This is a genomic window from Clostridia bacterium, assembly GCA_017394805.1.
GTDB lineage: Bacteria > Bacillota > Clostridia > Christensenellales > CAG-1252 > RUG14300.
The window spans coordinates 60,748-83,780 of sequence record JAFPXC010000003.1 but is presented as its reverse complement, the minus strand read 5'-3'; the positions used below and the strand labels follow the sequence as shown (position 1 = coordinate 83,780).

Genomic DNA, 23,033 nt, shown 5'->3' with positions numbered 1-23,033 from the left:
TTTCGAGGGGGGTTGCTATATAATACAATAAATCAGTATAAAGGAAACTATACGCTATGTTGATGCAACAAGAATTATTTTCCGAGCCCGAAGTCATCGTCAAGGCTTTGGCGGTCAACCTGAAGACGAGCCTGCAAATCGCCCGCGAGGTCAAAGCGCGCGGTATCAAGAACATTACGGTCATCGGCCGCGGCTCGTCCGACAACGCAGGCCTCTGCTTTAAGTATTTCACCGAAATACTGACGGGTATTCCCGTCGGCACGGCCCACCCCTCGGTGGTGACGATGTACGGCGCCAAGGTCAACTACTGCGACCACTTGGTCGTGGCCATCTCCCAATCGGGCAAAAGCATCGACACGGTGGCCGTGATGGACAACGCCCGCAGACAAAAGGCCCTCACCGTGGCCGTTACCAACGAGCCCACCTCGCCTTTGGCTCAAACGGCGCACTACACCCTGGACCTCTCGGCGGGTACGGGTACGGCGGTCGCCGCCACCAAGACGTTCGCCGCGGCGTTGGCGGTCTTGTTCCAACTGTCCGCGTGTCTGGCAGGCAATAATAGTTACCTCGACCAACTCAAAGAAGTGCCCCAAGCCCTCGAAACCATCATCGACGCCGTGCCGGCTATCCGCCGTATGGCTTGCGCCGTAAAGGACGAAAAGGAGTTCATCGTGCTGTCGCGCGGCATTATGCAGGGTATCGGCAAGGAGTTGGCGCTCAAATTCAACCAATGCTGCTACAGCTTTTCGCAGTTCTACTCCATCACCGACTTTATGCACGGCCCCTTCGCCCTGTTGGAAGAAGGCGTCAACGTGGTGTTGCTCGCCCCCGAAAACGAGTGTGCGGAAAACTACTACGATATCGCCACCCGCGCCAATTTGTTGGGTGCCAATCTCTATATCTTCTCGGATAGCGACCGCGTGCTGGACTACGCCAAGGAAGGCATGAAGATGCCCTCCACCAATATCGTGACGTCGGCCTTTGTGTACGGTATGACCGTGCACCTCTTCGCCATGTTCGTCGCGGTGGAGAAAGGCTTGGATCCCGATTTCCCTCGAAATCTCAAACGCGTCACCATCACCAAATAATATCGTTTTGTTCGCCGCAGGCGAAAGAATACACCCTTTTAGGAGGAAAATATGGCAGAAATCGTTTATCTGACCAAAGAAGGTTACGAAGAAAAACAAAAAGAATTGAATTACCTCGTCGAAGTGAAGCGTCCCCAAACCGTGGAAGCGGTCAAGATCGCGCGTGAGTTCGGCGACCTCAGCGAGAACGCCGAGTACGACGCCGCCAAGGACGAGCAAGGCCGCGTGGAAGATCGCATCAAGGAATTGCAGGAGTTGCTGCACAACGCCCGCATTCTGGAGAGCGCGGATTCGGACGTCGTGATGGTAGGCTCCACCGTCGTTTTGTACGACGAAGATATGGAAAGCGAGATGGAAGTGTCCATCGTCAGCACGGTCGAAGCCGACTTTATGAGCGGCAAAATCAGCAACCAATCCCTCTTGGGGCAAAGCCTTATCGGCAAGAAAGCGGGCGACGAAGTGGAAGTCAAAGCACCCGCCGGCACCTCGACCTTCCGCATCGTGCGCGTAGGCAAATAAGGAGCAACTATGCCTGACGAGATCTTCAACGAAGAATTAGAACAAAACGAGGCGCGCCGCGTCCGTTTGGAAAAACTGCAGGGCCTGGTCGCCGAAGGTAGAGACCCGTACGAAATCACCACCTTTCCCAAAACGCACGATTCCAACCAAATCAAAGAGAATTACGAGGCGTTGGAAGGCAAAGAAGTCGTGGTGGCGGGGCGTATGACCAATAAGCGCGTGATGGGCAAGGCCTCTTTCGCGCACCTTTTGGACGGGGCAGGCAGTCTGCAATTCTACGTGCGCCGCGACGACGTGGGCGAGGAGCCCTACCGCTATTTCAAGCAGATGGACATCGGCGATATCGTGGGCGTAAAGGGCATCGTGTTCAAAACCCAAACGCAGGAGATCAGCGTGCACGCCACCGAGGTAGTGCTGTTGAGCAAAGCCCTGCGCTCGCTGCCCGAGAAATACCACGGTCTCAAAGATACCGACCTAAGATACCGTATGCGCTACGTGGACCTCATCTCCAATCCCGAGGTCAAAAACACGTTCATTTTGCGTAGTCGCATCAATTCGGAAGTGCGCCGCTACCTCGACGGGTTGGGCTTTTTGGAAGTGGAAACGCCTATGCTCAACACCATTCCCGGCGGCGCGAACGCGCGTCCTTTCATCACGCACCACAACGCCCTCGATATCGATATGTATATGCGTATCGCCACCGAGTTGCACCTCAAACGCCTCATCGTGGGCGGCTACGAAAAGGTGTACGAAATCGGGCGTCAATTCCGCAACGAGGGTATGGACACCACCCACAATCCCGAGTTCACTACGGTCGAATTGTATCAGGCGTACGCCGATTACCACACGATGATGGACATCGCCGAGGGCCTGTTCCACTCCATCGCCAAAAACGTGCTGAATACCGAGAATATCACCTACCAAGGCACCGAGATCCATATCGCGGGCGAATGGCAGCGTATGACGATGGCCGAGGCCGTGTTGGCGCGGACGGGCATCGACTTTATGACGTCCACCGTCACGGACGTGTACGCCGCCGTCAAGGAGAAAGGGCTGGAGTTGGCCCCCAACCTCAGTTGGGGCAAGGCGTTGGCCGAGTTGTTCGACGCCTACGTGGAAGAGACTTTGGTGCAACCCACCTTCATCACCGACTACCCCGTGGAGATTTCCCCCTTGGCCAAGAAAAAGCCCACCGACAAACGCCTGACCGAGCGCTTTGAGTTCTTCATTTTGGGACACGAATTCGGCAACGCGTTCTCCGAACTCAACGACCCCTTGGACCAACGCGAACGCTTTATGGCGCAAGTGAGGGCGCGGCAAGCCGGCGACGACGAGGCGCAGATGCTGGACGAGGACTTCCTCACGGCGTTGGAGTACGGTATGCCCCCCACGGGTGGTATGGGCATCGGCATCGACCGCATGGTGATGCTGTTTACGGACAACGCGTCCATTCGGGACGTCTTGTTGTTCCCCACGATGAAACCCCTCAAAAAGTAATTATTTTCAAACGAAAAACAGCGCAACCACACGGGTTGCGCTGTTTTCGTTCGTTTGACTTTCTCAGTCGTCCGCCAAAATAAGGTGACCGGAAATGATCATGTAGATGATGTCGATGAGGTTGAGGAACCAACCCCAGCCGACGACGAGGAACAAAATGAACACGACGATGCTCAAGGTGTCCTTCTTGTCGATCATTCGGGTACCACGGACAAGCAATTCCACTACCCAACCTACGAAAGGAATGATTAACAAAATCACTTTAAGCAAAACGCTTTGTTGATTGAACCATTTGTAAAATTGTTTGATATCCATAGTTCGTGCCTCCTTTTCAGTATACGTTCATTGTATCACCATTGCGCCTGACAGGCAACCGAAACAAAGTGTTTTTGCGCATAATTTTAATCGTTTTTTCGCCATATTTGCCGCTACGCGCCGTACTGCGAAAATACGCGCACGCGAGATGCGTGCGCGTATTTATATGATTTCGAACGCGACTGAAAGCCGCGTCGTTCGTCCGCGAAGCGTCTGTCAGTCGCCGCCCGCGTCGTCTTTGGGTGCGTCTTTGGCGACGTCGGTTTGCCGAGGCTCGATGGTGTTCGCGGGCTCGGCGGAAGCGTCCGAGGGAGTTTCGTCTTTTGCGACGGGTTCGGCGGATGAGTCCGCACCTTTGCCGCCCTCTCGGAAGAGACGGTCCACGTCCTCTTTGTAGATGGTCTCACGCTCGAAGAGTTCGCCCACCATGGCGTCCATCACGGCGCGGTGCGCGTTGAGCACGGCCAAGGCGCGTTGATACGCCCCGTCCATAATCTTCTTGATCTCGGCGTCGATTTTGCTGCTCATATCGTCCGAAATGTCCGAATGCGTGCCCCAACTGCGGCCTACGAAGACCTCTTGGTCACCGCCCATATAGATACATCCCAAATCGCTCATGCCCCACTCGGTGACCATGCTACGCGCAATTTGCGAGGCGCGTTGGATGTCGTTGGAAGCGCCGGTGGTGATATCCTTGATGACGATTTCCTCGGCGGCACGACCGCCCAGCATCATGCAGATCATATCCAGCAATTTGCCTTTGGAGAGGTGCATATCGTCCGCATCGGGACGGGTGAGCGTGTAGCCCGCGGCCGCGCCGCGCGGCACGATGGAGACCTCTTGCACGTCGTCGCAATTTTCCAATACGCGCGCCAAGATGGCGTGTCCCGACTCGTGGTAGGCCGTGATGCGCTTGTCTACCTCGGTGACGATGCGGCTCTTCTTCTGCGGGCCCATCATCGCCTTGTTGATGCCTTCGAGGATGTCTTCCATCAAGATGACCGAACGGTTGTGCCTGGCCGCCAAGATGGCCGCCTCGTTGAGCATATTCTCGATATCCGCGCCCGTGAAGCCCACGGTAAGACGGGCGATGGCGTGGAAGTCGATATCTCCCGACAGGGGTTTGTTGCGCGCGTGGACCTTGCAAATTTCCTCTCTGCCTTTGACGTCGGGCACGTTGACGTAGATTTGACGGTCGAAACGCCCCGGACGCATCAAAGCGGGGTCCAGAATGTCCGCACGGTTGGTGGCCGCCATAATGACGATGCCGTCGTTGGCGTCGAAGCCGTCCATCTCCACCAAAAGTTGGTTGAGGGTTTGCTCGCGCTCGTCGTTGCCGCCGCCCAAGCCCGCGCCGCGCTGTCTGCCGACGGCGTCGATCTCGTCGATGAAGACGATGCAGGGCATACACTTCTTGGCTTGCGCAAACAAATCGCGCACACGCGAAGCACCCACGCCCACGAACATCTCCACGAAGTCCGAACCGGTGATGGAGAAGAAAGGCACGCCCGCCTCGCCCGCTACGGCCTTGGCGAACAAGGTCTTACCGGTGCCGGGAGGGCCGACCAACAAGACGCCCTTGGGAATGCGCGCGCCCACCTTGGTAAACTTGGCGGGGTTGGACAAGAACTCCACGATCTCCTTGAGTTCCTCTTTCTCTTCCTCGGCGCCCGCTACGTCGGTGAAGCGCACCTTGGACGAGCGCACCATCACGGCGCGGTTGTTGCCGAAATTCATCGCCTTGTTGTTGGCGTTGGTGCTTTGACGAAGCAAGATGACGAGGAAAATGCCCGACAAGCCCACGATGATGAGCATGGGCAGAATGGACGACCAAATGGACCCCGACGAGGGATTGTCGAAGCGCAACCCCACCGCGGCGTCCGCGTGCGCCGCGTTGTACTCGCGCACCAAATCTGGCACGCTGGTACGATGGTCCACGTAGACGAACGCGTCGTATTGATTGGGGAAGCGATTGGCATTGACCTTGCTGTCTTTGTACAGCAAATATACGGAATAATTGCCGTCCACGGCGACCTCGGCGATCTCGCCCGCGTACAATTTCTCGACGAATTGGCCGTAGGTAATCTCGTTCTTGGCGCCGAACACGTTGGCGGCATACATCGCCAAAAGCACGATAGCCGCGACTACCGCCACGATGACGACGATACGAAAGATGGTACTTCTTTTCAACGTAACCTCCGCTTTCTCCCGAAGGAAGAAAGATAATTTTGATTTTGCACGCGCGTTACGGCGCGCGACGCGCCGATGCGCAATAGATATTATATCATAAGACGCGTGCCGACTTCAACTGTATTTTGACCGCTTGGCGACAAAAAAATGTCGGTGCGGTTAGTATTTGCAAGAGCGGGGGTGCAATACCTACTCTTCGATTACGCGAATGGCGAAGGTGTAACCCATACCCATATAGGTCAACGCGGCCGTGGTCTGCCCCGCCGTCGCCGCGTCGGGCAAGGTCACCTCGACGCCAGCTTCGGCCCGCCATCTGTGCCACACGAGTTGCTCGGTGCCGTCGGACAGCACGGCGTACAACATAAGCGTAACGGGGCGCGGCACATCGCCCGCCGCGACCTCCACCACTTCGTTCTCCCCTTCGGCGACGCGCCACCGAACGGGTACGGGCGCGCCTACGCCTATGCGGAAAGTCCCGACCGTGCGCTCGCCCACGGATACGACCACGTCCACCGCGCCCTCTCGGTCAAGCACGGCGCCGTCGGCGACGGACAGCGCAAGCGACGCATACGCGTCGCGCCCCATCGTATAGCGTACGCCCGTAGCGTGCGCAAAGTCCACGGTAAGGACGATTTCGCGCCAATCGAAGGTGGCGCCCACCTCGTAAGAGAGAGGCGCGGAATATAACGATACGCGAGATACCTCATCCTCTACCGCCCGAACGTCCACGGTGCAGGAGAACGGCACGTCGGCGTCGTCTACGGCGCCGATATGCACGGTCATAGTCCCCGTGTCGCGGACGACTTCACCGTTCTCTTCCAATACCGCGCGGGTACACGGCGACTTGGTGCCGTCGTTGTAGAGATAATACACGTCGAACATACCGACGTGCAAACGCTGATTGCGATAGACGCACCCGCCGATCGGCTCGGCCTCCAACCCGACCACGGCCAAAGGCACCACGCGAACGGGCACCGTGAGCGTAAGCCCCGCGAAGGACACTTGCACGCCGTTTTCGCCCAAAACCGCCGCGCCTTTGGCGTAAGTCAAATCACGCTCGGTGACGATCATACTCTGCTCGGCGGTGTACACCACCTCGACCGTCAACCCCGTGAGGTCGATCGTTTGCCCCTCCACGTACTCGGTCTTGGCGGGCGGGGTGGCCACGCGCAACGAAGCGGGCGGACGGGAAATGACGTGCAGCGTCATGGACGCGGTGTAGTTGAGCCCGCCCTCGGTGTAGGTGAGAATGACCGTCTTGACGCCTACGTTCTTGGTGTCCAAGGCCGAAGCCATATCCGCGGTGACATCCACGGTCTTGACCGAATGGTCGGAATACAGGACGCTCAAGGTGCATCCCGTCAAATCCAGCTGCTCTCCCGTATAATACTTGGTCTTCTGCGGCATTTGGTCCACCTCGACGCCGGTCACCTTGACCTTTTCGCAGGCGAAGAGGCAAGCGGCCACAGCCGCCAAAACCACTACTATCGTTATCATCCATATCGAGCGTTTCATACCCATATTATAATATGATAAAGTCGAATTGTCAACACGCACACTTCTTGACAAAAGCGAAAGGAAGGACTATAATATCTACGGAAATTATGAACGACTACGAACTGAGCAAATTGGCGGATATGATGGACGAGGACGCCGTGTCCCTCGCCGACTTCGCCCCCGAGGACTTGTTGCCCCAAGGGGACGAGGACGCCGCCGCGTTCAAAAATAAATATTTGCAGTTTTACGACGATATCAAGACCAGCCCCTACGACGATTGGTGATATGCGGGTTATAGAAAGAGGGACGCACGACGCGTCCCTCTTTTTTTGGCATAACGACGATTATTGCGCGTCTTCTCCGCCGACAGGCTCGTCCGCCGGGGCGGCGTCGAAAGGCAAATCCGCAGGCTCGCGCGGCTCGTCGTCTTTGCGCCTGCCCACGCATATCTCGTAGCGGCCGCCCAATCGGTGCAACAGCCGCTGCATGGGGATAAAGAGCAAGGGGAAGACCACCAGGTTGGTAACAACCTGCGCCACATAAAACCATATGCCGTTCATATAATAGACGGCAAACCGTCTCCAGTAGTTGGTGGTTTTGACGATAAAAGTACCGTCACGCATATACAAAAGCACGTCGACGAGGGAACTCTGGACGCCGAAAGCGATGGTCAAAATCACCGCGACCGCCGTCAGCACCACGCGATTTTTGACGCGCATTCTGCCCAAGAGCCAAAACGCGCCGCATACCGCCGACCAATGCACGATATACTCCAACACCCAAGTATTGAAGCCCCATATCATACTCTCGAGCCATACGAAGACGAGCGTGGCCGCCATGCCCATCCACCCGAACACGTAGCCGTAGAGTGCGGTAAAGAGCGTGACGATCTCCACGTTCGGGATGGCCGCCAACGCCCATTTGCCGGCCTCTACGGTCGCCGCCATCACGGCGATCAAGGCCACTCGTAAAGCACCCTTTTGCGTACGCGCTCGAGCAAGATTTGCGGACATATCCACTAACTCATATAGGCATATCCGATGTATATGACCGCACCGTCGTCGATGGTCATGCTGAGCGCGCCCAAATTGGAAGAACGCAACGCATATTTTTTGTATTCTTTGTTGGTAGCATATTCGTCTTCCGCAGGCGCTTTATCCGCCTCTACCGACGTCCACAACGAGATATAAGGATTCCAGTCGCTGGCGTTTTTCAAATTGTTGACTTCCGTCAACATGCCGCCCGAAATGGCATAAGTAAGAGACTCGTTTTCTTTGAGATAATCCAGTACGGTGACAAGCCCCTTGTTGCCGGACAGTTTGGACAAATCCACCACGTATTCGGTTGCGGCCACGCCTTCTTTCCCCGACTCGACCACGACGGTTACGGTGCCTTTGTCACCGATTTTCTTTGCGCAAGCGACAGCGCCGACCACCAAAGAGGCGGCGAGGACGAGTACCATCAGTACGATTGCTAATTTCTTGAAGTTTTTCATAATGTTCTCCTTTTTCGTCTTTCGACGTTATTTTGTCTTTCTTTCGACGCCGAAGCCGCGTTAGACTCGCGCAAGCATACGGCGGGGGAAAAGCGAAACCGCATTGTGCTTTTTGGGACGGAGCAAACAAAAAGCCCGCCGTGGCGGGCAAAGAGAAAAAAGCCTTTTCACAACGGAAAAGGCAAAATGACGCAAAACTTGGGGCACGTACCCCACGTTTTTGCACCGTTTTTTTGCTCTTGCCCCAAAAAAATCGTTGCGGTTTGCCGCCAAGGCAGGTCTTCCGACTTTGCGAAAATTCGCGTTTACGGTAATGGCTGTTGCGGTGGATTTGCACCACCATTCCCACTGTTGATAGCTTGCGCGAGGTTGCCCCGCGCTTCTAAACCAAGGCGGATATTCGGTTGTAGTTTGATTATAGCACGAAAGGGGGCGCTTGTCAATCGTTCGCCCTTTATCTCAATCGGTCAAAAGCGTTTCCAGCAAGGCGTACAGTTCTTCTTCCTCTTGTTGGGCCGCCGCGAGTTGCTTGTCCCATTCGGCAAGCTGTTGCCAATCGCTGCCGCCCGCGGACAGTTTTGCGGTCAGGTCGGCGATCTGCACCGCCAACGCCTCCAACCGTTTCTCGGTGCGGGCGACGGCCTCTCGGCGCTGCGCCTCTTTTTTGCGTTCCTCTTTGCTGCGATAATTGCCGCCCGCCGTCTTCTCGACGGGGGCGTCCTTGACGGCCTCTTTGACGAGGGTTTTTTCCTTTTCTTTTGCGGCGAGATAGGCGTCGTAACCGCCCTCGTACGTCCTCGCGCCCGTGGGCGTCAATTCCAACACTTTGGTGGCTACGGCGTTGACGAAATAGCGGTCGTGCGATACGAAAAAGACGGTGCCTTGGTAGCGCTTGAGCGCCGTTTCCAACGCCTCGCGGCAAGCGAGGTCCAAGTGATTGGTCGGCTCGTCGAAAAACAGCAGATTGCTCCCCTCGCAGGTGACGATGGCCACGCCCAACTTGGCCTTTTCGCCGCCCGAAAGACTGCCCACCGTCTTGTCCATATCCTCGGCGGAGAACAAAAGATTGGCCAACTTGCTACGCGCGTAGGTCTGCGTCATAGAGGGGAAGCGGAACCACAACTCGCCCAACACCTCGGCGTTGGGGGACAGGTTGAGGTTTTCTTGGTCGTAATAACTCACCCGCAGATTTTTGCCGTACCACACGGCGCCGTTGACGTTGCGGACGGCGTTGGCGCCGCCCACTTGGCAACTGCTCTGCGGATCGGGCAACACGTTGTAGTGGTCGGTCTCGGCGTTGACGAGCCCCAAAAGCGTTTTGATGAGGGTGCTCTTGCCTATGCCGTTTTTGCCCACGACGGCGACGCGTTCCCCCTTGCGCACCTCAAAAGAAAGGTGCGGTACGAGGACGGTATCCCCCGCTTTGAGACACAAATCCGAGACCTTGAGCACGTCGCGGTTGCTCTCGCCCACCACGTCGAAGGCGATGTGCGGCGACCGAATGGGGGGAAGGGGCTTGTCCACCAAGTCCATACCCTCTATGCGTTTGAGGCGGCTCTTGGCGCTTTTGGACGTGGAAGCGCGGCATATATTGCGCTCGGCGTACTCGCGCATTTCGGCGATCTGCGCCTGCTGACGCTCGTACTGCTTGGCTTGGTAGGCCGCCACGTCGCGCTTGGTGGCCACGGCTTTGGTATAGTTGCCGCGCCACTCGAAGAGGGTTTTTCCCTCGATATCCCATATCTTCCCGACTGTTTTGTCCAAAAAATAACGGTCGTGCGACACGATGAGCAACCCTTGCTTGTACCCTTCCAAATACTTCTCCAACCACTCCACCGTGTCCACGTCCAAGTGATTGGTCGGCTCGTCCAACACGAGCAATTCGAGGTCGGACAAGAGCAGTTTGGACAGAGCGAGCCGCGTCTTCTCCCCGCCCGAAAGGTGCGCGACGGGCATATCGTAATCCGCGAAGCCCATGCCGTTGAGGACGGTCTTGACGCGCACGTCGCGGTGGTAGCCGTCGCGGGACAAAATATATTTCTCCAAACGGTCGTGCTCCTGCGCAAGCGCGCGATACGCAGAGTCGCCCTCTTTGACGGTCTGCAATTCGCCCTCGATGCGGCGCATTTCCTTTTCGGCGGCGACGACTTCGCCGAACGCCGACTGCATCTCGTCCCACACGGTGCCCTCGCCCAACAAGGCATCGTGCTGGCGCAAAACGCCCACGCGCAGGCCGCGCCGCTTGACGATGGTGCCTTTGTCCGGCGTCAATTCACCCAAAAGAAGGCGTAATAAAGTGGTCTTACCCACGCCGTTGGCGCCGATAAGACCTATACGGTCCCCTTCGTTCATGACCGCATTGACGTCTTCCAATAGGACGAAGTCGTCGTAACCGAATTGTAAAGATTGTATTTCAAACAGCATTCCGTATGCTTAGTTACTTCTTGTACTGCAAAAACCAGTCGAGCATACCTTGATTGGTCTCTTCCGACTCGGGCCAATCGGGCCAGTGCACGTTGTAGACGTGCTCGAGCTCGTTCTCGGTCTTGGCGTCGCGGTAAATCAACTTGCAGGTGTAGCCCGCCGCTTTGACCGCCTCGTAGGCTTTGAGCACGTATTTGCGCAAAAAGTCCTTGTAGCAGGAAGAAAACAGCATGGGCGGCACCTCGAGACCGGGTTTCAGGTCGAAGTTGGCGAGGTCGTAATACTTGCTCTTTTTCCACCCCTTGCCGATAATCTTGCCGAAATAGGCACGGGCGCAGGGGATCTCGCACATATCGCGCAGATAGAACGCGCCGCAGGAAAAGTTGACGGCGTTGAATCGAAGGTCGGTTTTGAGCCCGCCGAAGGCCTCGGCTTTGTCCGCGTCGGCCATACACTCCACGGCCAACGAAGACAAGTGCCCGCCCGAACTGTCTCCGCAAAGGTAGACGTTGTTCATATCGCCGCCGTACTCGGCGCCGTGCTCGTACACCCATTGAAAGGCTTGGAAAATATCTTCCAACCCGCCCGCGTAGTTGACCTCGGGGCAAATTCTATACCCCAGCGAAAACACCGTGAAGCCGCGCTTGGCCACCCAATGGTTGGAATAGCGGTTGAGTTGGCTGTCGCCGTACACCCAACTGCCGCCGTGCACCTCCACCATCACGGGTTGGGGGCCGACGGCGTCCTCGGCACGGTAGACGGTGAGCGTGTGCAAGGGATTGCCGTCGTCTATATAAGGGACGTTGGGGGTGACCGCCACGCCCTCCGCCGCGTTGATAACGGCGAACCGCTTCTCGTCGGTGGATTTCATCAACTTAATCATCATTTTGATAGTACCCATCATCGATATCTCCGTAATTTCGTGATATATTCATTATATACTACTCTTTTTTCAAAGTCAATATCCTCATTGACAATGCCCGTACATTTGGGGTATAATCATTGTATCGCGTGCGCCCGAATACGGGCGAGCGCTCATTGGAGGATTTATGGCTATCGTCAACGTACCCCGCTTACTCGTACCCAAAAAGGAATACGATTATCGCAAATGGGCGGTAATCGCCTGCGACCAATTCACCTCGCAAAAGGATTATTGGGAGAAGTTGGACGCCATCTCGGGCGACACGTCCACTTTGCGGCTCATCTTTCCCGAATACTATCTGTCCGTCTCGAACGAGGAGCAGATCGCGGCGCGCATCGCGGCCATTCACGCCCGTATGAACGACTACGTTCATAGCGCGGTCTTCGACGAGGTGGACGACTTCGTGCTGGTCGAGCGTACCCTGCCTACGGGCGGCGTGCGCATAGGGCTCGTGGTGGCCATCGACCTGGAAGAATATGACTACCGCCCCGAGGCCGCGGCGCATATCCGCGCCACCGAAGCCACGGTTGAATCGCGCCTGCCCATTCGGGTGCGCATACGCGACGGCGCACGGTTGGAATTTACGCACGCTCTACTATTGGTGGACGACCGCCGAGAGGGCGTGGTCGAACGGGTGTACGCAAGGCGCAACGATCTGCCTCTCCTCTACGACTTCGAACTCAACATGGGGGGCGGACACCTTCGCGGATACCGCGTGACCGACAGCGAAGCAGTGCTGTCTCAACTGACGGCGATTACCCAAGGCAAAGACTTCCAATTCGCCGTGGGCGACGGCAATCACTCCATCGCTTCGGCCAAAAAGTACTGGGAAAAGATCAAGGCGGGGCTTTCGCCCGAAGAAAGGCTGACGCACCCCGCGAGATACGCCACCGTAGAGCTCATCAACCTGCATTCGGATGGGCTGACCTTCCACCCCATTCACCGCGTGGTGACGGGCGCGGACTTCGAGGATTTCTTGCGCGAAATGAAGGGCGCTTTCCACGGCGAAGGCAAGCTGAACGTACTGTATAAGGGGGGTACGTACACCGTCGATTGCGACCGCGACGCCACCGCCGTCATAGAAAAGATGGCGGCGTTTATTGCCGATTATCTGGCGCGGCATCCCGCCGTATCGGTGGATTATATCCACGGCGAAGAACACCTCAACACGGTATGCGCGGCGACCGACGGTATCGGCGTCGTGATGCCCTGTATGCAAAAAAGCGACCTGTTCCCCTACGTGCAAGCGCACGGCGTATTACCCAAAAAGGCCTTCAGTTTGGGCGAAGCGGAAGAAAAACGCTATTATATGGAAGGCAAACTCATCCGATAGGAGCGCGTATGACCATTTCGGCAAAAGACCTCACCCCACGATATATCAAATCACTCGACCTTGCGGCGCTCAAAGACTTGTGCGCCATGATTCGGCAAGACCTCATAGAGCGCGTCACCCGCACGGGCGGCCATATAGGCTCCAATCTGGGGCTCGTCGAGGCCACCGTGGCCTTGCACTATGTGTTCGATTCGCCGCGGGACAAGTTCGTCTTAGACGTATCCCACCAAAGCTACGTGCACAAGATGATCACCGGCCGCTACGAGGACTTTATGGCGGGCAAGACGTCGGGCTACACCAACCCCAACGAAAGCGAGCACGACCAATTCATGGTCGGGCACACGTCCACCGCCGTCAGTTTGGCGGTTGGGCTTGCCACGGGCCGCAACGTGTTGGGCGGCACCGAGCGCGTGGTCGCCGTATTGGGCGACGGCAGCCTGTCGGGCGGCGAAGCATTCGAGGGGCTCAATAACGCGGCCACGGTCAAGGGCAACCTGATCGTGCTCTTCAACGACAACGAAATGTCCATCGCCGAAAACAAAGGCGGTCTGTACGAAGGGTTGGCCGTCTTGCGCCGCACGAAGGGAAAGGGCGAACCCAATCTCTTCCGCGCGTTGGGGCTGGACTACGTCTACGTAGAGGACGGCAACGACGTGGGCGCGCTCATAGACGCTTTCGAGCGGGTAAAGGACTGCGACCACCCCATCGTCGTGCACGTGCATACCCAAAAAGGCAAAGGCCTCGCTTGGGCCGAACGCGACAAAGAGCGCGGCCATTGGATATCGGCCGCTTCGTGGGTGCCGCCGAAAGAGGCGCCCCTCAGCGTACAAATCGCCGACCGTCTGGCCGAAAAAATAGAACGGGGCGAGAATATCGTCGTGGTCAACGCCGCCACGCCCGGCGCCGCGGGACTGACGCCCGCTTGGCGTAAACGCGTGGGTGACCGCTTCGTGGACGTGGGCATCGCCGAAGAACACGCCGTGGCGTTGGCTTCTGGGTTGGCGCGGCGCGGCGCGAAACCCGTGTGGGCGGTGTTGAGTTCCTTCGTACAGCGCACCTACGACCAACTGATGCAGGACTTGGCTTTGAACGGCAATCCCGCCGTCGTGTTGGTGTACAACGGCGGTATGGGCTACTACGATCCCACGCACGCGGGGTTGTACGATATGGCCATGATGTCCAACGTGCCGGGACTGCTGTGCCTGGCGCCCACCTCGAAAGCGCAACTACTCGATACGCTCGACTGGGCGATAGACCAAACCGAAACGCCCGTCGTCATTCGCGTACCCTACGCTTACGCCGATAGCACCCGCCCGTCGGACGGCTTTAACCGTTGGCAGGTATGGCAAACGGGCGCCCGTGTCGCCCTGCTCGCTTTGGGCGATATGGCCGAAAAAGCCGTGGACGTATGCGCCTATTTGCGCCAAAACGGCGTAGAGCCCACATTGGTGGCGTGCGACCGCTACTCGGACGTGGACGAAAAAGCGCTGGACGCTTTGCTGCCGACGCACGACCTATTCGTCACCCTCGAAAACGGCATACTTTCGGGCGGCTTCGGTCAAAAAGTCGCGGCGTATCTCGCCGACAAGGACTGCAAAGTGCTGTTGCGGGGCGCACCCAAGACCTTCGTCGACCGCAAGACCTACGAGCAACAAATCGAGGCGAACCGCATGACGCCCGAGGCCGTTCTCGAAGACGTGCGCAAATATCTGTAACGCCGCAATCGAAAAATAATTTGCCGCCGCGACGCGCTCCGAGGTACTTCGCGGCGTTTTTTAACCGTAATCGCAGCGTGCCGCGCCGCAACCGCCCCGCTCGGTACGAAACGAAAAAAGAGGGCGTCTACGACTGCCCTTGTTTTTTTGCGGCTTGGACGATGGATACCGCGATATTTTCGGCTAAATGCATACTTTCGCACTCGACCATGACGCGTACCACGGGTTCGGTGCCCGAGGGGCGCACCACCACCCTGCCCGTTTCGCCGAGATAGTCCTGCCACTTGGATTCGGCGGCCTTGGCGTAGCGCAACGCCGTAGGCGTCAACGGAATCTCAGTGTGATACTGCGGCCACGGACGATAGTCCGCCAACGCCTCGTCCAAGTCCATCTCGGCGGCGATGCCCGCCAAGGTCAACCCCGTCATAATGCCGTCCGACACGCCGTCCGCCGCGAGGATATGCCCCGACGGCTCGCCGCCCAGCACGCAACCCCGCGCCTGCATTAGTTCCCACACATTGCGGTCGCCCACGTCCGTGCGGTACAGCCGCAGTCCCAAGGCGGACAGCGCTTTGCTCAACGCGCCGTTGGCCATCACGGTAGACGCCAGCCCCGCGCCCAAATCCATATGCCGCAGCCGATAGTACTTGGCCAAGAGGTACAGTATTTCGTCGCCGCGCACGATACGCCGTCCGCGCGTGACGGCCACGCACCTGTCCCCGTCGCCGTCCAAGGCGAACCCCATATCCGCGTCTTCGACCGCCAAAAGCGTTTCGGGGTGCAAAGCGCCGCAGTCGCGGTTGATGAACTTGCCCTCGCCGTGGTGCAAAAAGACGGCGTCCCGCACCTTGCCCACGAAGACGCGTTTGACGGTGGGATAGGCCGCGCCGTTGGCACAATCCACGGCCACGCGCAGAGGGATCTCGCCCATAGCGCGGAATTTGCCGAGATAGGCCTTGGCCACGACGTCCGAGGGCGAGAGCGCGACTTCCTCGCCCGCATAGGGCACTCCTTCCATCGCCGCGGCAAGGGCGGACAACTCCTCGTCGGACGGTTTTCGCCCCTCCGCGTCGACGTACTTCAACCCGTTGTACTTGGGCGGATTGTGCGAGGCGGTCACCATAATACCCCCGTCCGCCGTGAAATAGCGCACGGCGTATTGCAGGGCCGCGATGGGCGCCACGCCCGCATAGAGCACGTCGCACCCCGCCTTTTCCAGCCCCGCCGCCACCGCCGCCGCGACGCGCCGCGAAGTCGGGCGATTGTCCTCGGCCAAAACTATCTTGCTCTTGCCGCGCTGTGCGACGCCCATACCGTAGCCCACTCGGCATAGTTCTTCTACGTTTTGCATCCGTATTCCGTCCGTTCCGAAATCCATCGTTTACACTCCTTTGACCATTCGTTCTCTCTACTGTATGACGGCACACGCGCACATATACCCACGCGCCGAGAATATTAATAGAGAATAATAGGCCAAAAAATAATTGACAAGCGGGGACGGGTTGGTTATAATAGGGAAGACTGTTCACCGCATGAATAGTGCTTTTTGATTGAAAAACTACAAAGTGAGGATAGATGTATGGCAATGTTCAGAACGTATCAACCCAAGAAAAGACACAGAAGCAAAGTGCACGGTTTCCGTGCGCGTATGGCGACCAAGGGCGGCCGCAACGTGTTGGCCCGCCGCAGAGCGAAAGGTAGAAAGAAGTTGTCCGCCTAATGATGCAAAAGGTGTACAGACTGCGTAGAAGAAGCAGTTTCGACGTCATCTACAGACGAGGAAAGAGTTATTCGGACGACAATTTGGTGCTTTTGTGCTTGGACGGCAAACTTCCCCTGCCGAAAGTCGGCTTCGTGGTCGGCAAAAAGGTGGGCAAAGCCGTCGTGCGCAACAAGGTCAAGCGCCGTCTTCGCGAGATATTCCGCGCTCTTCTGCCCGACGTGAAAGGGCATACCTCGTACGTAGTGGTGGCACGCAGTCTGTCCTCCCAGCGAAGTTTTGACGAATTGCGCCGTTCTTTGACCGCGCTCTTGGTCAAAGCAGACAAGTTGCGTCGCGAATGAAATGGTTAGCACGCGCTTTGTTGCGCTTTTACAAAAAATACTTATCGCCGGCAATCGCGGCGCATTGTATTTACGTACCCACTTGTTCCTCTTATACCTATCAGGCCATAGAGAAGTACGGCTTTTGCATAGGATGCTTTTTAGGTGGGTGCCGCATATTGCGGTGTAATCCGTGGGCAAAAGGCGGGTTCGATCCCGTGCGCGAAAATTATAGAGGAAAGGCAAAATGGTTGATTTGAGTCTCTTATTTTTGGCGAAACCCGAACTGACCAACTGGATAGGCAAATTGGTGGACCTATTGTATCACCAAATCGGCAATTTCGGTTGGACGGTCGTTATTTTTACCTTGATTCTCAAGGCGATAGTTTCTCCTTTCGACTTGTGGCAAAAGGCCGCCACCCGCAAGAACAACAAGGCGATGAAGTTGATGAAGCCCGAATTGGACCGCATCAACGAGGCCTACGCCGGCAATCCCCAAGTCATTCAAAAGAAGCAAATGGAGTTGTACAAGCAATACGGCTACTCGATGTGGGGCGCTTGCTTGCCTTCTCTACTGACCTTGGTCATCTTCTTGGTGGTCTTCTCGGGCTTCAACGCCTGCGTCAAGTACGAAAACCAGATGATGGTGTACGAGTTGACGCAGACCTACAAAGCGGAAATAGTGGACACGGGCTACCTCGACACCAAGACGGACGACGAGATCGACGCCATTATGTTGGAGTCCTACGAGAAACTCAAAGTCAACGAGGACGGCAGCGAAAAGTGGAAATGGCTGTGGATCGACAACGTCTTTATGCCCGACACCTGGGCGGACGTCGTGCCCGACATCGGCACCTACGCCGGTACGGGTATGGGCAAACTCAACGCGGTGTTGACCGACGTCAACTTCCCCTACAGTTCCAAGTACGGCAACGCCTACGACGCCATTTTGATGCCCGCGATGCAAAAGTACAACAAGGTCGACAAGGGCAGCGCGTTCAAGACCTTCTTCGATATGAAGCATTGGAACGGCTACCTCATCCTGCCCATCTTGAGCTTGGCGCTCTCTATCATCAGCACCCGACTCACCAAGGGCAACCAACCCGAAACGCCCACCCAATACGACCAGAACGGCAAGCCCGTCGGCGGCGGTGCGGCTAACAGTATGAAATATATGATGTGGCTGATGCCCATTATGATAGGCGTGTTTTCGCTCTTCTACAGCGCCGCGTTTTGTATCTATATGTTTACCAACTCGTTCATAACGGTTGCGATAAACCTTATTTACAACGCGGTCACGAAGAAGAAAGACGCTATGGAAGAAGCCAAGGGCAACGCCTAAACGAAAAGGAGACGATATGATATCCATAGAGAAAGAAGCCAAAACCGTAGAAGAGGCCATCGCCATCGGTTTGGAACAGTTGGGAATGACCGAGGACGAGGTGGAAATCGAAGTCCTCAAAAAAGGCGGCTTGTTCGCCGGCGCCAAAGTGCGCTTGACCGTCAAGAGCACCCCAAAAGACGAGGTGTGCGACTTCATCGCGGGGCTACTTGAGCGTATGGGATTGGACTGCGACGTAACGGTCGAAGACGTGGAGGGCGGCTTCCTGGCCCAAGTGAGCGGCAAGGACAGCGCCGCGGTCATCGGCTACCGCGGGGAAGTGTTGGACGCCATTCAATACCTCACCACCATCCATATCAACAAAGACGACGCGTCCTATACCCGCGTCACCATCGACGTGGAGGGCTACCGCGCGAGACGCACCGATACCTTGCACGCCTTGGCGTTGCGCTTGGCGGACAAAGCGGTGCGCGAAGGGAAACAGGTGGAGTTGGAGCCCATGAACAACCAGGACCGCAAGGTCATTCACGAGGCCTTAGCCGACGACGAGCGCGTGCGCACCGAATCCTTCGGGGACGAGCCCAACCGCTACGTGGTCATCATTCCCAAGGAAAAGGAAATCACCTACGGCACCAACAAGTCTTTCCGCACGGGCGGTATGAAAACCCGCTCTTTCGGCGGCAAAAAGAGAAGATTCTGACCACTACGGCAAACAGCCGAAAACCGATAGCCGATTTGTACCAGCAAATCGGCTATTGACATATTAAGACAGGTATGCAAACCATCGTAGCCATTTCAACAGCCATAGGCGTGGGCGCCATCGGCATCGTCCGCTTGTCGGGAGAGGATAGTCTATCCTATGCTCTACGGCGCTTTTCTTCGCGCGCTATGCCCGCCGCGCCGCAACCCAACCGTATGTATTTGGGACGCTTCGCGGGCGACGGATTCGAGGAACAATGTATGATGGTCTACTTCGCCGCGCCCAAAAGCTACACGGGCGAAGATATCGTGGAGTTTCAGATCCACGGGGGCGTCACCCTCGCCGACTTGGTGCTGCGCACCCTTTTGGCGGACGGCGCGAGGCTCGCCAAGGCGGGCGAATTTACGCGGCGCGCTTTCCTCAACGGCAAGGTGACGTTGAGCCAAGCCGAGGGCATATTGGGCGTTATCAACGCCGAGAGCCGCGCCGAAGTCAACCTGTCCTATCAAATGATGGCGGGCAGTTTGGGCGCAAGGCTCGCCCCCACCTTGGCCTCTCTCGCGGCGTTGACGGCCACGTTGGAGGCGGGGTTGGACTACCCCGACGAGATGGCGGACGAGATCGAACGGGATTTTGCGCCGACCATGCAAACCCTCATAGCCGAATTGACCGCGCTCGACGAGGGAGCGGAAAACGGCAAGCTGGTGCGGCACGGCGTATCCGTCGCCCTCATCGGCACGCCCAACGCGGGCAAGAGTAGCCTTTTGAATTGCATTCTGCACGAGGACAGAGCCATCGTCACGCCCATCGCGGGTACGACGAGAGACACGCTGTGCGAAAGTGTATCGATAGACGGGGTACGTCTGAACCTTTTGGATACCGCGGGCCTGCGCGAAACCGAGGACGCGGTGGAGAAAATGGGCGTGGAACGCGCCTACTCGGCCGCGGATAAGGCCGACGCCGTGGTCTACCTCTTGGACGCGGAACGGGGCGAAACGCCCAACCCCGCGTGGCTACGCCGTTTCAAAAAGAAGCACCTATTCGTGGTCTACAACAAGACGGACGTGGCCGAAGCGCCGACGGCGGATCACCCCTCGGTGAGCGCCAAAACGGGCGCGGGCGTAGAGGCGCTTCTGCACGAAGTGGCCGCCATCGCCAAGGTGGATCGCGCCTACGGCGGTATGCTGTCCGAGGACAGGCACATCGAGGCGGTCAAGCGCGCGCTCGACCACTTGAAGCGAGCAGCCGAGGCCTATGAAAATATGCCCCTCGACTGCGTATTGGTAGACTTGCGCGCCGCCTATCAGGCGCTGGGCGAAGTGGACGGCGCCACCGCCACCGAAGACGTGATAGACCGCGTTTTCGCGTCCTTCTGCGTGGGGAAGTGATATGAATACCGCATTCGACGCAATCGTAATCGGCGCGGGACACGCGGGGGTGGAAAGCGCATTGGCCCTCGCGCGATTGGGGCACGAAACCCTGCTATTGGCCATCAGTATAGACTCGGTGGCCTATATGGCCTGCAATCCCAACGTGGGTGGCACGGGCAAGGGACATCTGGTGCGCGAGATCGACGCTTTGGGCGGGCAGATGGCGTTGAACGCCGACCGTAGCCTACTGCAAATCAAGATGCTCAACGCCACCAAAGGCGCCGCCGTGCAAAGCCTGCGAGGTCAGACGGATAAAGCGGTCTATCACCGCAATATGCTGGATACCCTGCGGCAAACGCCCCGCCTTACCCTCGCGGAAGGGGAAGCGACCGCGCTTCTCATCGAGGGCGGTCGCATAAAAGGGGTGTACGTAGGGGACGTATTATATACCGCCGCCGTGGTGGTGATCGCGTCGGGCGTATACCTCAACGCGCGTATCATTCGCGGCGAAGAGGAGTATTTCGAGGGGCCGTCGGGCTTCGCAAGGGCCGAACGGCTGACGGCGTCGCTGGTGGCCGCGGGCATTCCCATCCGCCGATTCAAGACGGGCACGCCCGCACGTATCGCGCGCGACAGTATAGATTTCGACGAGATGGAAGTGGAAAAGGGGGACGAGGACGTCTACAGTTTCTCCTTCCTGACCGAAAAACGGGTGTTCGAGGAAGAGCCGTGCTACCTCACCTACACCAACGAGGAGACGCACCGCATTATACTGGACAACCTGCACCGTGCGCCCATGTACAACGGCAACATCAAAGGCGTCGGGCCGCGCTACTGCCCCTCCATAGAGGACAAGGTCGTGCGCTTCCCCGACCACAAACGGCATCAAATCTTCGTCGAACCCGAGACCTTGGGCGGCGAAAGTATGTATATACAGGGTATGAGCAGCAGCCTGCCGCGCGACGTGCAGGAAGCCATGTACCGCACCCTGCCGGGATTGCGGCATTGCCGCTTCCTCAAATACGCCTACGCCATCGAGTACGACTGCATCGACCCTTTGTCGCTGTATCCCACCTTGGAGAGCAAAGTCGTCAAAGGGCTGTTCTTCGCGGGACAGGTCAACGGCAGTTCGGGCTACGAAGAAGCGGCGGCGCAAGGCCTGATGGCGGGCGTCAACGCGGCGCGAACGCTCGAAGGGAAGCCGCCCGTCGTGCTTCGCCGCGACCAGGCTTATATAGGCGTTTTGATAGACGATTTGGTGACGCGAGGCACTAACGAGCCCTACCGCATGATGACGGCGAGAGCCGAATACCGCATCACACTAAGACAGGACAACGCCGACCGCCGTTTAACGCCGTTAGGGCGCGAAATAGGCCTCGTAGACGGGGTACGTTGGGCGGCTTTTCAAGCCAAACAGCAAGAACGGGCCGCATTGGACGAGGCGTTGGAGACCATTCTGCCGCCCTCGGTAACGAAGCCCATTCTCCTTAAAGGCGGCGAGCAGGAGCCCAAATCGGGCATCCGCGCAAAAGACCTCTTCAAACACGCCAAGGTCACTTGGCGGGACGTGTACGCCCTGTCGCCGTTCGAGGCGTTTTCGCCCGCCGTCATGCAAGAGGCGGCCATCGACTGCAAGTACGAGGGCTATCTGCAACAAGAGGCGACGATGCGCGAAGAGGCGATGGCCTTGGAAGACAAGGCGTTGCCCGCCGACGTCGACTACGCGACTCTGGACAATCTACGATTGGAAGCGCGACAAAAACTCAACGCCGTGCGCCCGCTCACCTTGGGGCAGGCCGCGCGTATCAGCGGCATATCCCCCGCCGATATCAACGTGCTCATCATCTACCTATTGCGCCAAACCAAGCAATAGAACCCGAACGCTATGGATTTCGTACGACAACTATCCGAATGGGGCTTCGTGCCGACCGAAGCGCAACTCGAACGATTCGAGCGATATTACGCGCTTCTTACCGAATGGAACGAGCGCTTCAACCTGACCGCGGTCACCGAGCGCGACGCCGTGTATCAAAAGCACTTCGCCGACAGTCTGGCTGGGTTACGGTATATGCGCGGCAAGGTGTGCGACGTGGGCGCGGGCGCGGGATTTCCCTCTCTGCCCCTCGCCATCGCCGCAAACGACGTGGAATTCACGCTTTTGGACAGCGTCAACAAGAAGGTGACCTTCCAGACGGCGGTCATTGAGGATTTGGGCTTGCGAAACGCCAAGGCCGTGCATATCCGCGCGGAAGACGCGGGCAAAGGCGCGTACCGTGGCGCGTTCGACGTGGTGACGGCGCGCGCGGTCGCCCCCATCGCCACCCTGCTGGAATACCTCTCGCCGCTTGCCAAAACGGGCGGACGTGTGGTAGTATATAAGACGAACGCGGAAGAAGAAGCGACCTCGGGGCGCAAAGCCGCCGAACTGCTGCACCTTGCGCTCGTCGAAACCTTCGACTACACCATAGAGGACGCGGCGCGGTGTCTGTTGGTATACGAAAAAACCGCCGCCACCCCCTCGCAATATCCGCGCGGAGGCAACAAGCCCCGCACGGCGCCGCTTCAATAGCGGCAAGGAGTACG

General features: G+C 57.5%; 22 protein-coding genes and 1 riboswitch. Of the genes, 14 read left to right on the top strand and 8 right to left on the bottom strand.

Annotated features, from left to right (window positions below):
- The first annotated feature begins 62 nt into the window (after positions 1-62).
- Genes II896_00730 through lysS form a run of 3 tightly spaced genes read left to right on the top strand, consistent with a single transcriptional unit; the run spans position 63 to position 3,104 of the window.
- Complete coding sequence (locus II896_00730; protein ID MBQ4443169.1) at positions 63-1,088, top strand: SIS domain-containing protein; 1,026 nt, start codon at positions 63-65, stop codon at positions 1,086-1,088.
- Between the two features lie 51 nt (positions 1,089-1,139).
- Positions 1,140-1,607 (top strand): transcription elongation factor GreA, encoded by a 468-nt coding sequence (gene greA, locus II896_00725; GenBank protein ID MBQ4443168.1) that lies wholly within the window; start codon positions 1,140-1,142, stop codon positions 1,605-1,607.
- A 9-nt stretch (positions 1,608-1,616) separates the two neighbouring features.
- Positions 1,617-3,104 (top strand): lysine--tRNA ligase, encoded by a 1,488-nt coding sequence (lysS, locus tag II896_00720; GenBank protein MBQ4443167.1) that lies wholly within the window; start codon positions 1,617-1,619, stop codon positions 3,102-3,104.
- 63 nt (positions 3,105-3,167) lie between these two features.
- Here the strand turns inward: lysS and II896_00715 are convergent, their stop codons facing one another.
- From II896_00715 to II896_00705, 3 genes are all read right to left on the bottom strand, one after another.
- Entirely contained in the window at positions 3,168-3,419 is a 252-nt protein-coding gene (locus tag II896_00715) for a hypothetical protein (protein MBQ4443166.1), read from the bottom strand.
- A 216-nt stretch (positions 3,420-3,635) separates the two neighbouring features.
- Entirely contained in the window at positions 3,636-5,540 is a 1,905-nt protein-coding gene (gene ftsH, locus II896_00710; protein MBQ4443165.1) for an ATP-dependent zinc metalloprotease FtsH, read from the bottom strand.
- Between the two features lie 258 nt (positions 5,541-5,798).
- A complete protein-coding gene (locus II896_00705; protein ID MBQ4443164.1) occupies positions 5,799-7,124 on the bottom strand; it encodes a bacterial Ig-like domain-containing protein in 1,326 nt (441 codons plus the stop codon).
- Between the two features lie 89 nt (positions 7,125-7,213).
- On the opposite strand from II896_00705, the gene II896_00700 reads away from it, so the two are divergent.
- Complete coding sequence (locus tag II896_00700; protein MBQ4443163.1) at positions 7,214-7,390, top strand: hypothetical protein; 177 nt, start codon at positions 7,214-7,216, stop codon at positions 7,388-7,390.
- Positions 7,391-7,450: 60 nt separating this feature from the next.
- Here II896_00700 and II896_00695 read toward each other — a convergent pair whose 3' ends face one another.
- The 4 genes from II896_00695 to II896_00680 all read right to left on the bottom strand — a co-directional run bounded on the left by II896_00695 (position 7,451) and on the right by II896_00680 (position 11,929).
- Positions 7,451-8,119, bottom strand: coding sequence for a hypothetical protein (locus tag II896_00695; GenBank protein ID MBQ4443162.1), 669 nt, complete (start codon positions 8,117-8,119; stop codon positions 7,451-7,453).
- A gap of 5 nt (positions 8,120-8,124) precedes the next feature.
- The gene (locus tag II896_00690) at positions 8,125-8,601 is read right to left on the bottom strand and encodes a hypothetical protein (protein MBQ4443161.1); all 477 of its coding nucleotides are present in this window, start codon (positions 8,599-8,601) and stop codon (positions 8,125-8,127) included.
- Between the two features lie 255 nt (positions 8,602-8,856).
- Positions 8,857-9,008: riboswitch (cobalamin riboswitch) on the bottom strand.
- A 52-nt stretch (positions 9,009-9,060) separates the two neighbouring features.
- Positions 9,061-11,025 (bottom strand): ABC-F family ATP-binding cassette domain-containing protein, encoded by a 1,965-nt coding sequence (locus tag II896_00685; GenBank protein MBQ4443160.1) that lies wholly within the window; start codon positions 11,023-11,025, stop codon positions 9,061-9,063.
- A gap of 13 nt (positions 11,026-11,038) precedes the next feature.
- Positions 11,039-11,929: an alpha/beta hydrolase gene (locus II896_00680; GenBank protein MBQ4443159.1), complete on the bottom strand. Its 891-nt coding sequence runs from the start codon at positions 11,927-11,929 to the stop codon at positions 11,039-11,041.
- A gap of 145 nt (positions 11,930-12,074) precedes the next feature.
- Between II896_00680 and II896_00675 the strand changes: the two genes are divergently transcribed.
- Positions 12,075-13,280, top strand: a complete 1,206-nt coding sequence (locus II896_00675; protein MBQ4443158.1) for a DUF1015 domain-containing protein — start codon at positions 12,075-12,077, stop codon at positions 13,278-13,280.
- Between the two features lie 8 nt (positions 13,281-13,288).
- Positions 13,289-14,995, top strand: a complete 1,707-nt coding sequence (locus II896_00670; GenBank protein ID MBQ4443157.1) for a 1-deoxy-D-xylulose-5-phosphate synthase — start codon at positions 13,289-13,291, stop codon at positions 14,993-14,995.
- A gap of 127 nt (positions 14,996-15,122) precedes the next feature.
- Here the strand turns inward: II896_00670 and II896_00665 are convergent, their stop codons facing one another.
- The gene (locus II896_00665) at positions 15,123-16,373 is read right to left on the bottom strand and encodes a hypothetical protein (GenBank protein MBQ4443156.1); all 1,251 of its coding nucleotides are present in this window, start codon (positions 16,371-16,373) and stop codon (positions 15,123-15,125) included.
- Positions 16,374-16,580: 207 nt separating this feature from the next.
- Here II896_00665 and rpmH point away from each other — a divergent pair, with 207 nt between their 5' ends.
- The 8 genes from rpmH to rsmG all read left to right on the top strand — a co-directional run bounded on the left by rpmH (position 16,581) and on the right by rsmG (position 23,019).
- Positions 16,581-16,715: a 50S ribosomal protein L34 gene (gene rpmH, locus II896_00660; GenBank protein MBQ4443155.1), complete on the top strand. Its 135-nt coding sequence runs from the start codon at positions 16,581-16,583 to the stop codon at positions 16,713-16,715.
- Positions 16,715-17,059, top strand: coding sequence for a ribonuclease P protein component (gene rnpA / locus II896_00655; GenBank protein ID MBQ4443154.1), 345 nt, complete (start codon positions 16,715-16,717; stop codon positions 17,057-17,059). The genes rpmH and rnpA overlap by 1 nt, the downstream gene beginning before the upstream one ends.
- Positions 17,056-17,298: a membrane protein insertion efficiency factor YidD gene (yidD, locus tag II896_00650; GenBank protein MBQ4443153.1), complete on the top strand. Its 243-nt coding sequence runs from the start codon at positions 17,056-17,058 to the stop codon at positions 17,296-17,298. Before rnpA ends, yidD begins: the two co-directional genes overlap by 4 nt.
- Positions 17,286-18,380 (top strand): membrane protein insertase YidC, encoded by a 1,095-nt coding sequence (gene yidC / locus II896_00645; protein MBQ4443152.1) that lies wholly within the window; start codon positions 17,286-17,288, stop codon positions 18,378-18,380. The genes yidD and yidC overlap by 13 nt, the downstream gene beginning before the upstream one ends.
- A 16-nt stretch (positions 18,381-18,396) precedes the next feature.
- The gene (locus tag II896_00640; protein ID MBQ4443151.1) at positions 18,397-19,080 is read left to right on the top strand and encodes a protein jag; all 684 of its coding nucleotides are present in this window, start codon (positions 18,397-18,399) and stop codon (positions 19,078-19,080) included.
- A 74-nt stretch (positions 19,081-19,154) separates the two neighbouring features.
- A complete protein-coding gene (gene mnmE, locus II896_00635; GenBank protein ID MBQ4443150.1) occupies positions 19,155-20,468 on the top strand; it encodes a tRNA uridine-5-carboxymethylaminomethyl(34) synthesis GTPase MnmE in 1,314 nt (437 codons plus the stop codon).
- Between the two features lies 1 nt (position 20,469).
- Positions 20,470-22,323 carry a tRNA uridine-5-carboxymethylaminomethyl(34) synthesis enzyme MnmG gene (mnmG, locus tag II896_00630; protein ID MBQ4443149.1) on the top strand — a complete coding sequence of 618 codons (1,854 nt, stop codon included), beginning with the start codon at positions 20,470-20,472 and terminating at the stop codon, positions 22,321-22,323.
- A 12-nt stretch (positions 22,324-22,335) separates the two neighbouring features.
- Positions 22,336-23,019 (top strand): 16S rRNA (guanine(527)-N(7))-methyltransferase RsmG, encoded by a 684-nt coding sequence (rsmG, locus tag II896_00625; GenBank protein MBQ4443148.1) that lies wholly within the window; start codon positions 22,336-22,338, stop codon positions 23,017-23,019.
- The last annotated feature ends 14 nt before the right edge of the window (positions 23,020-23,033 follow it).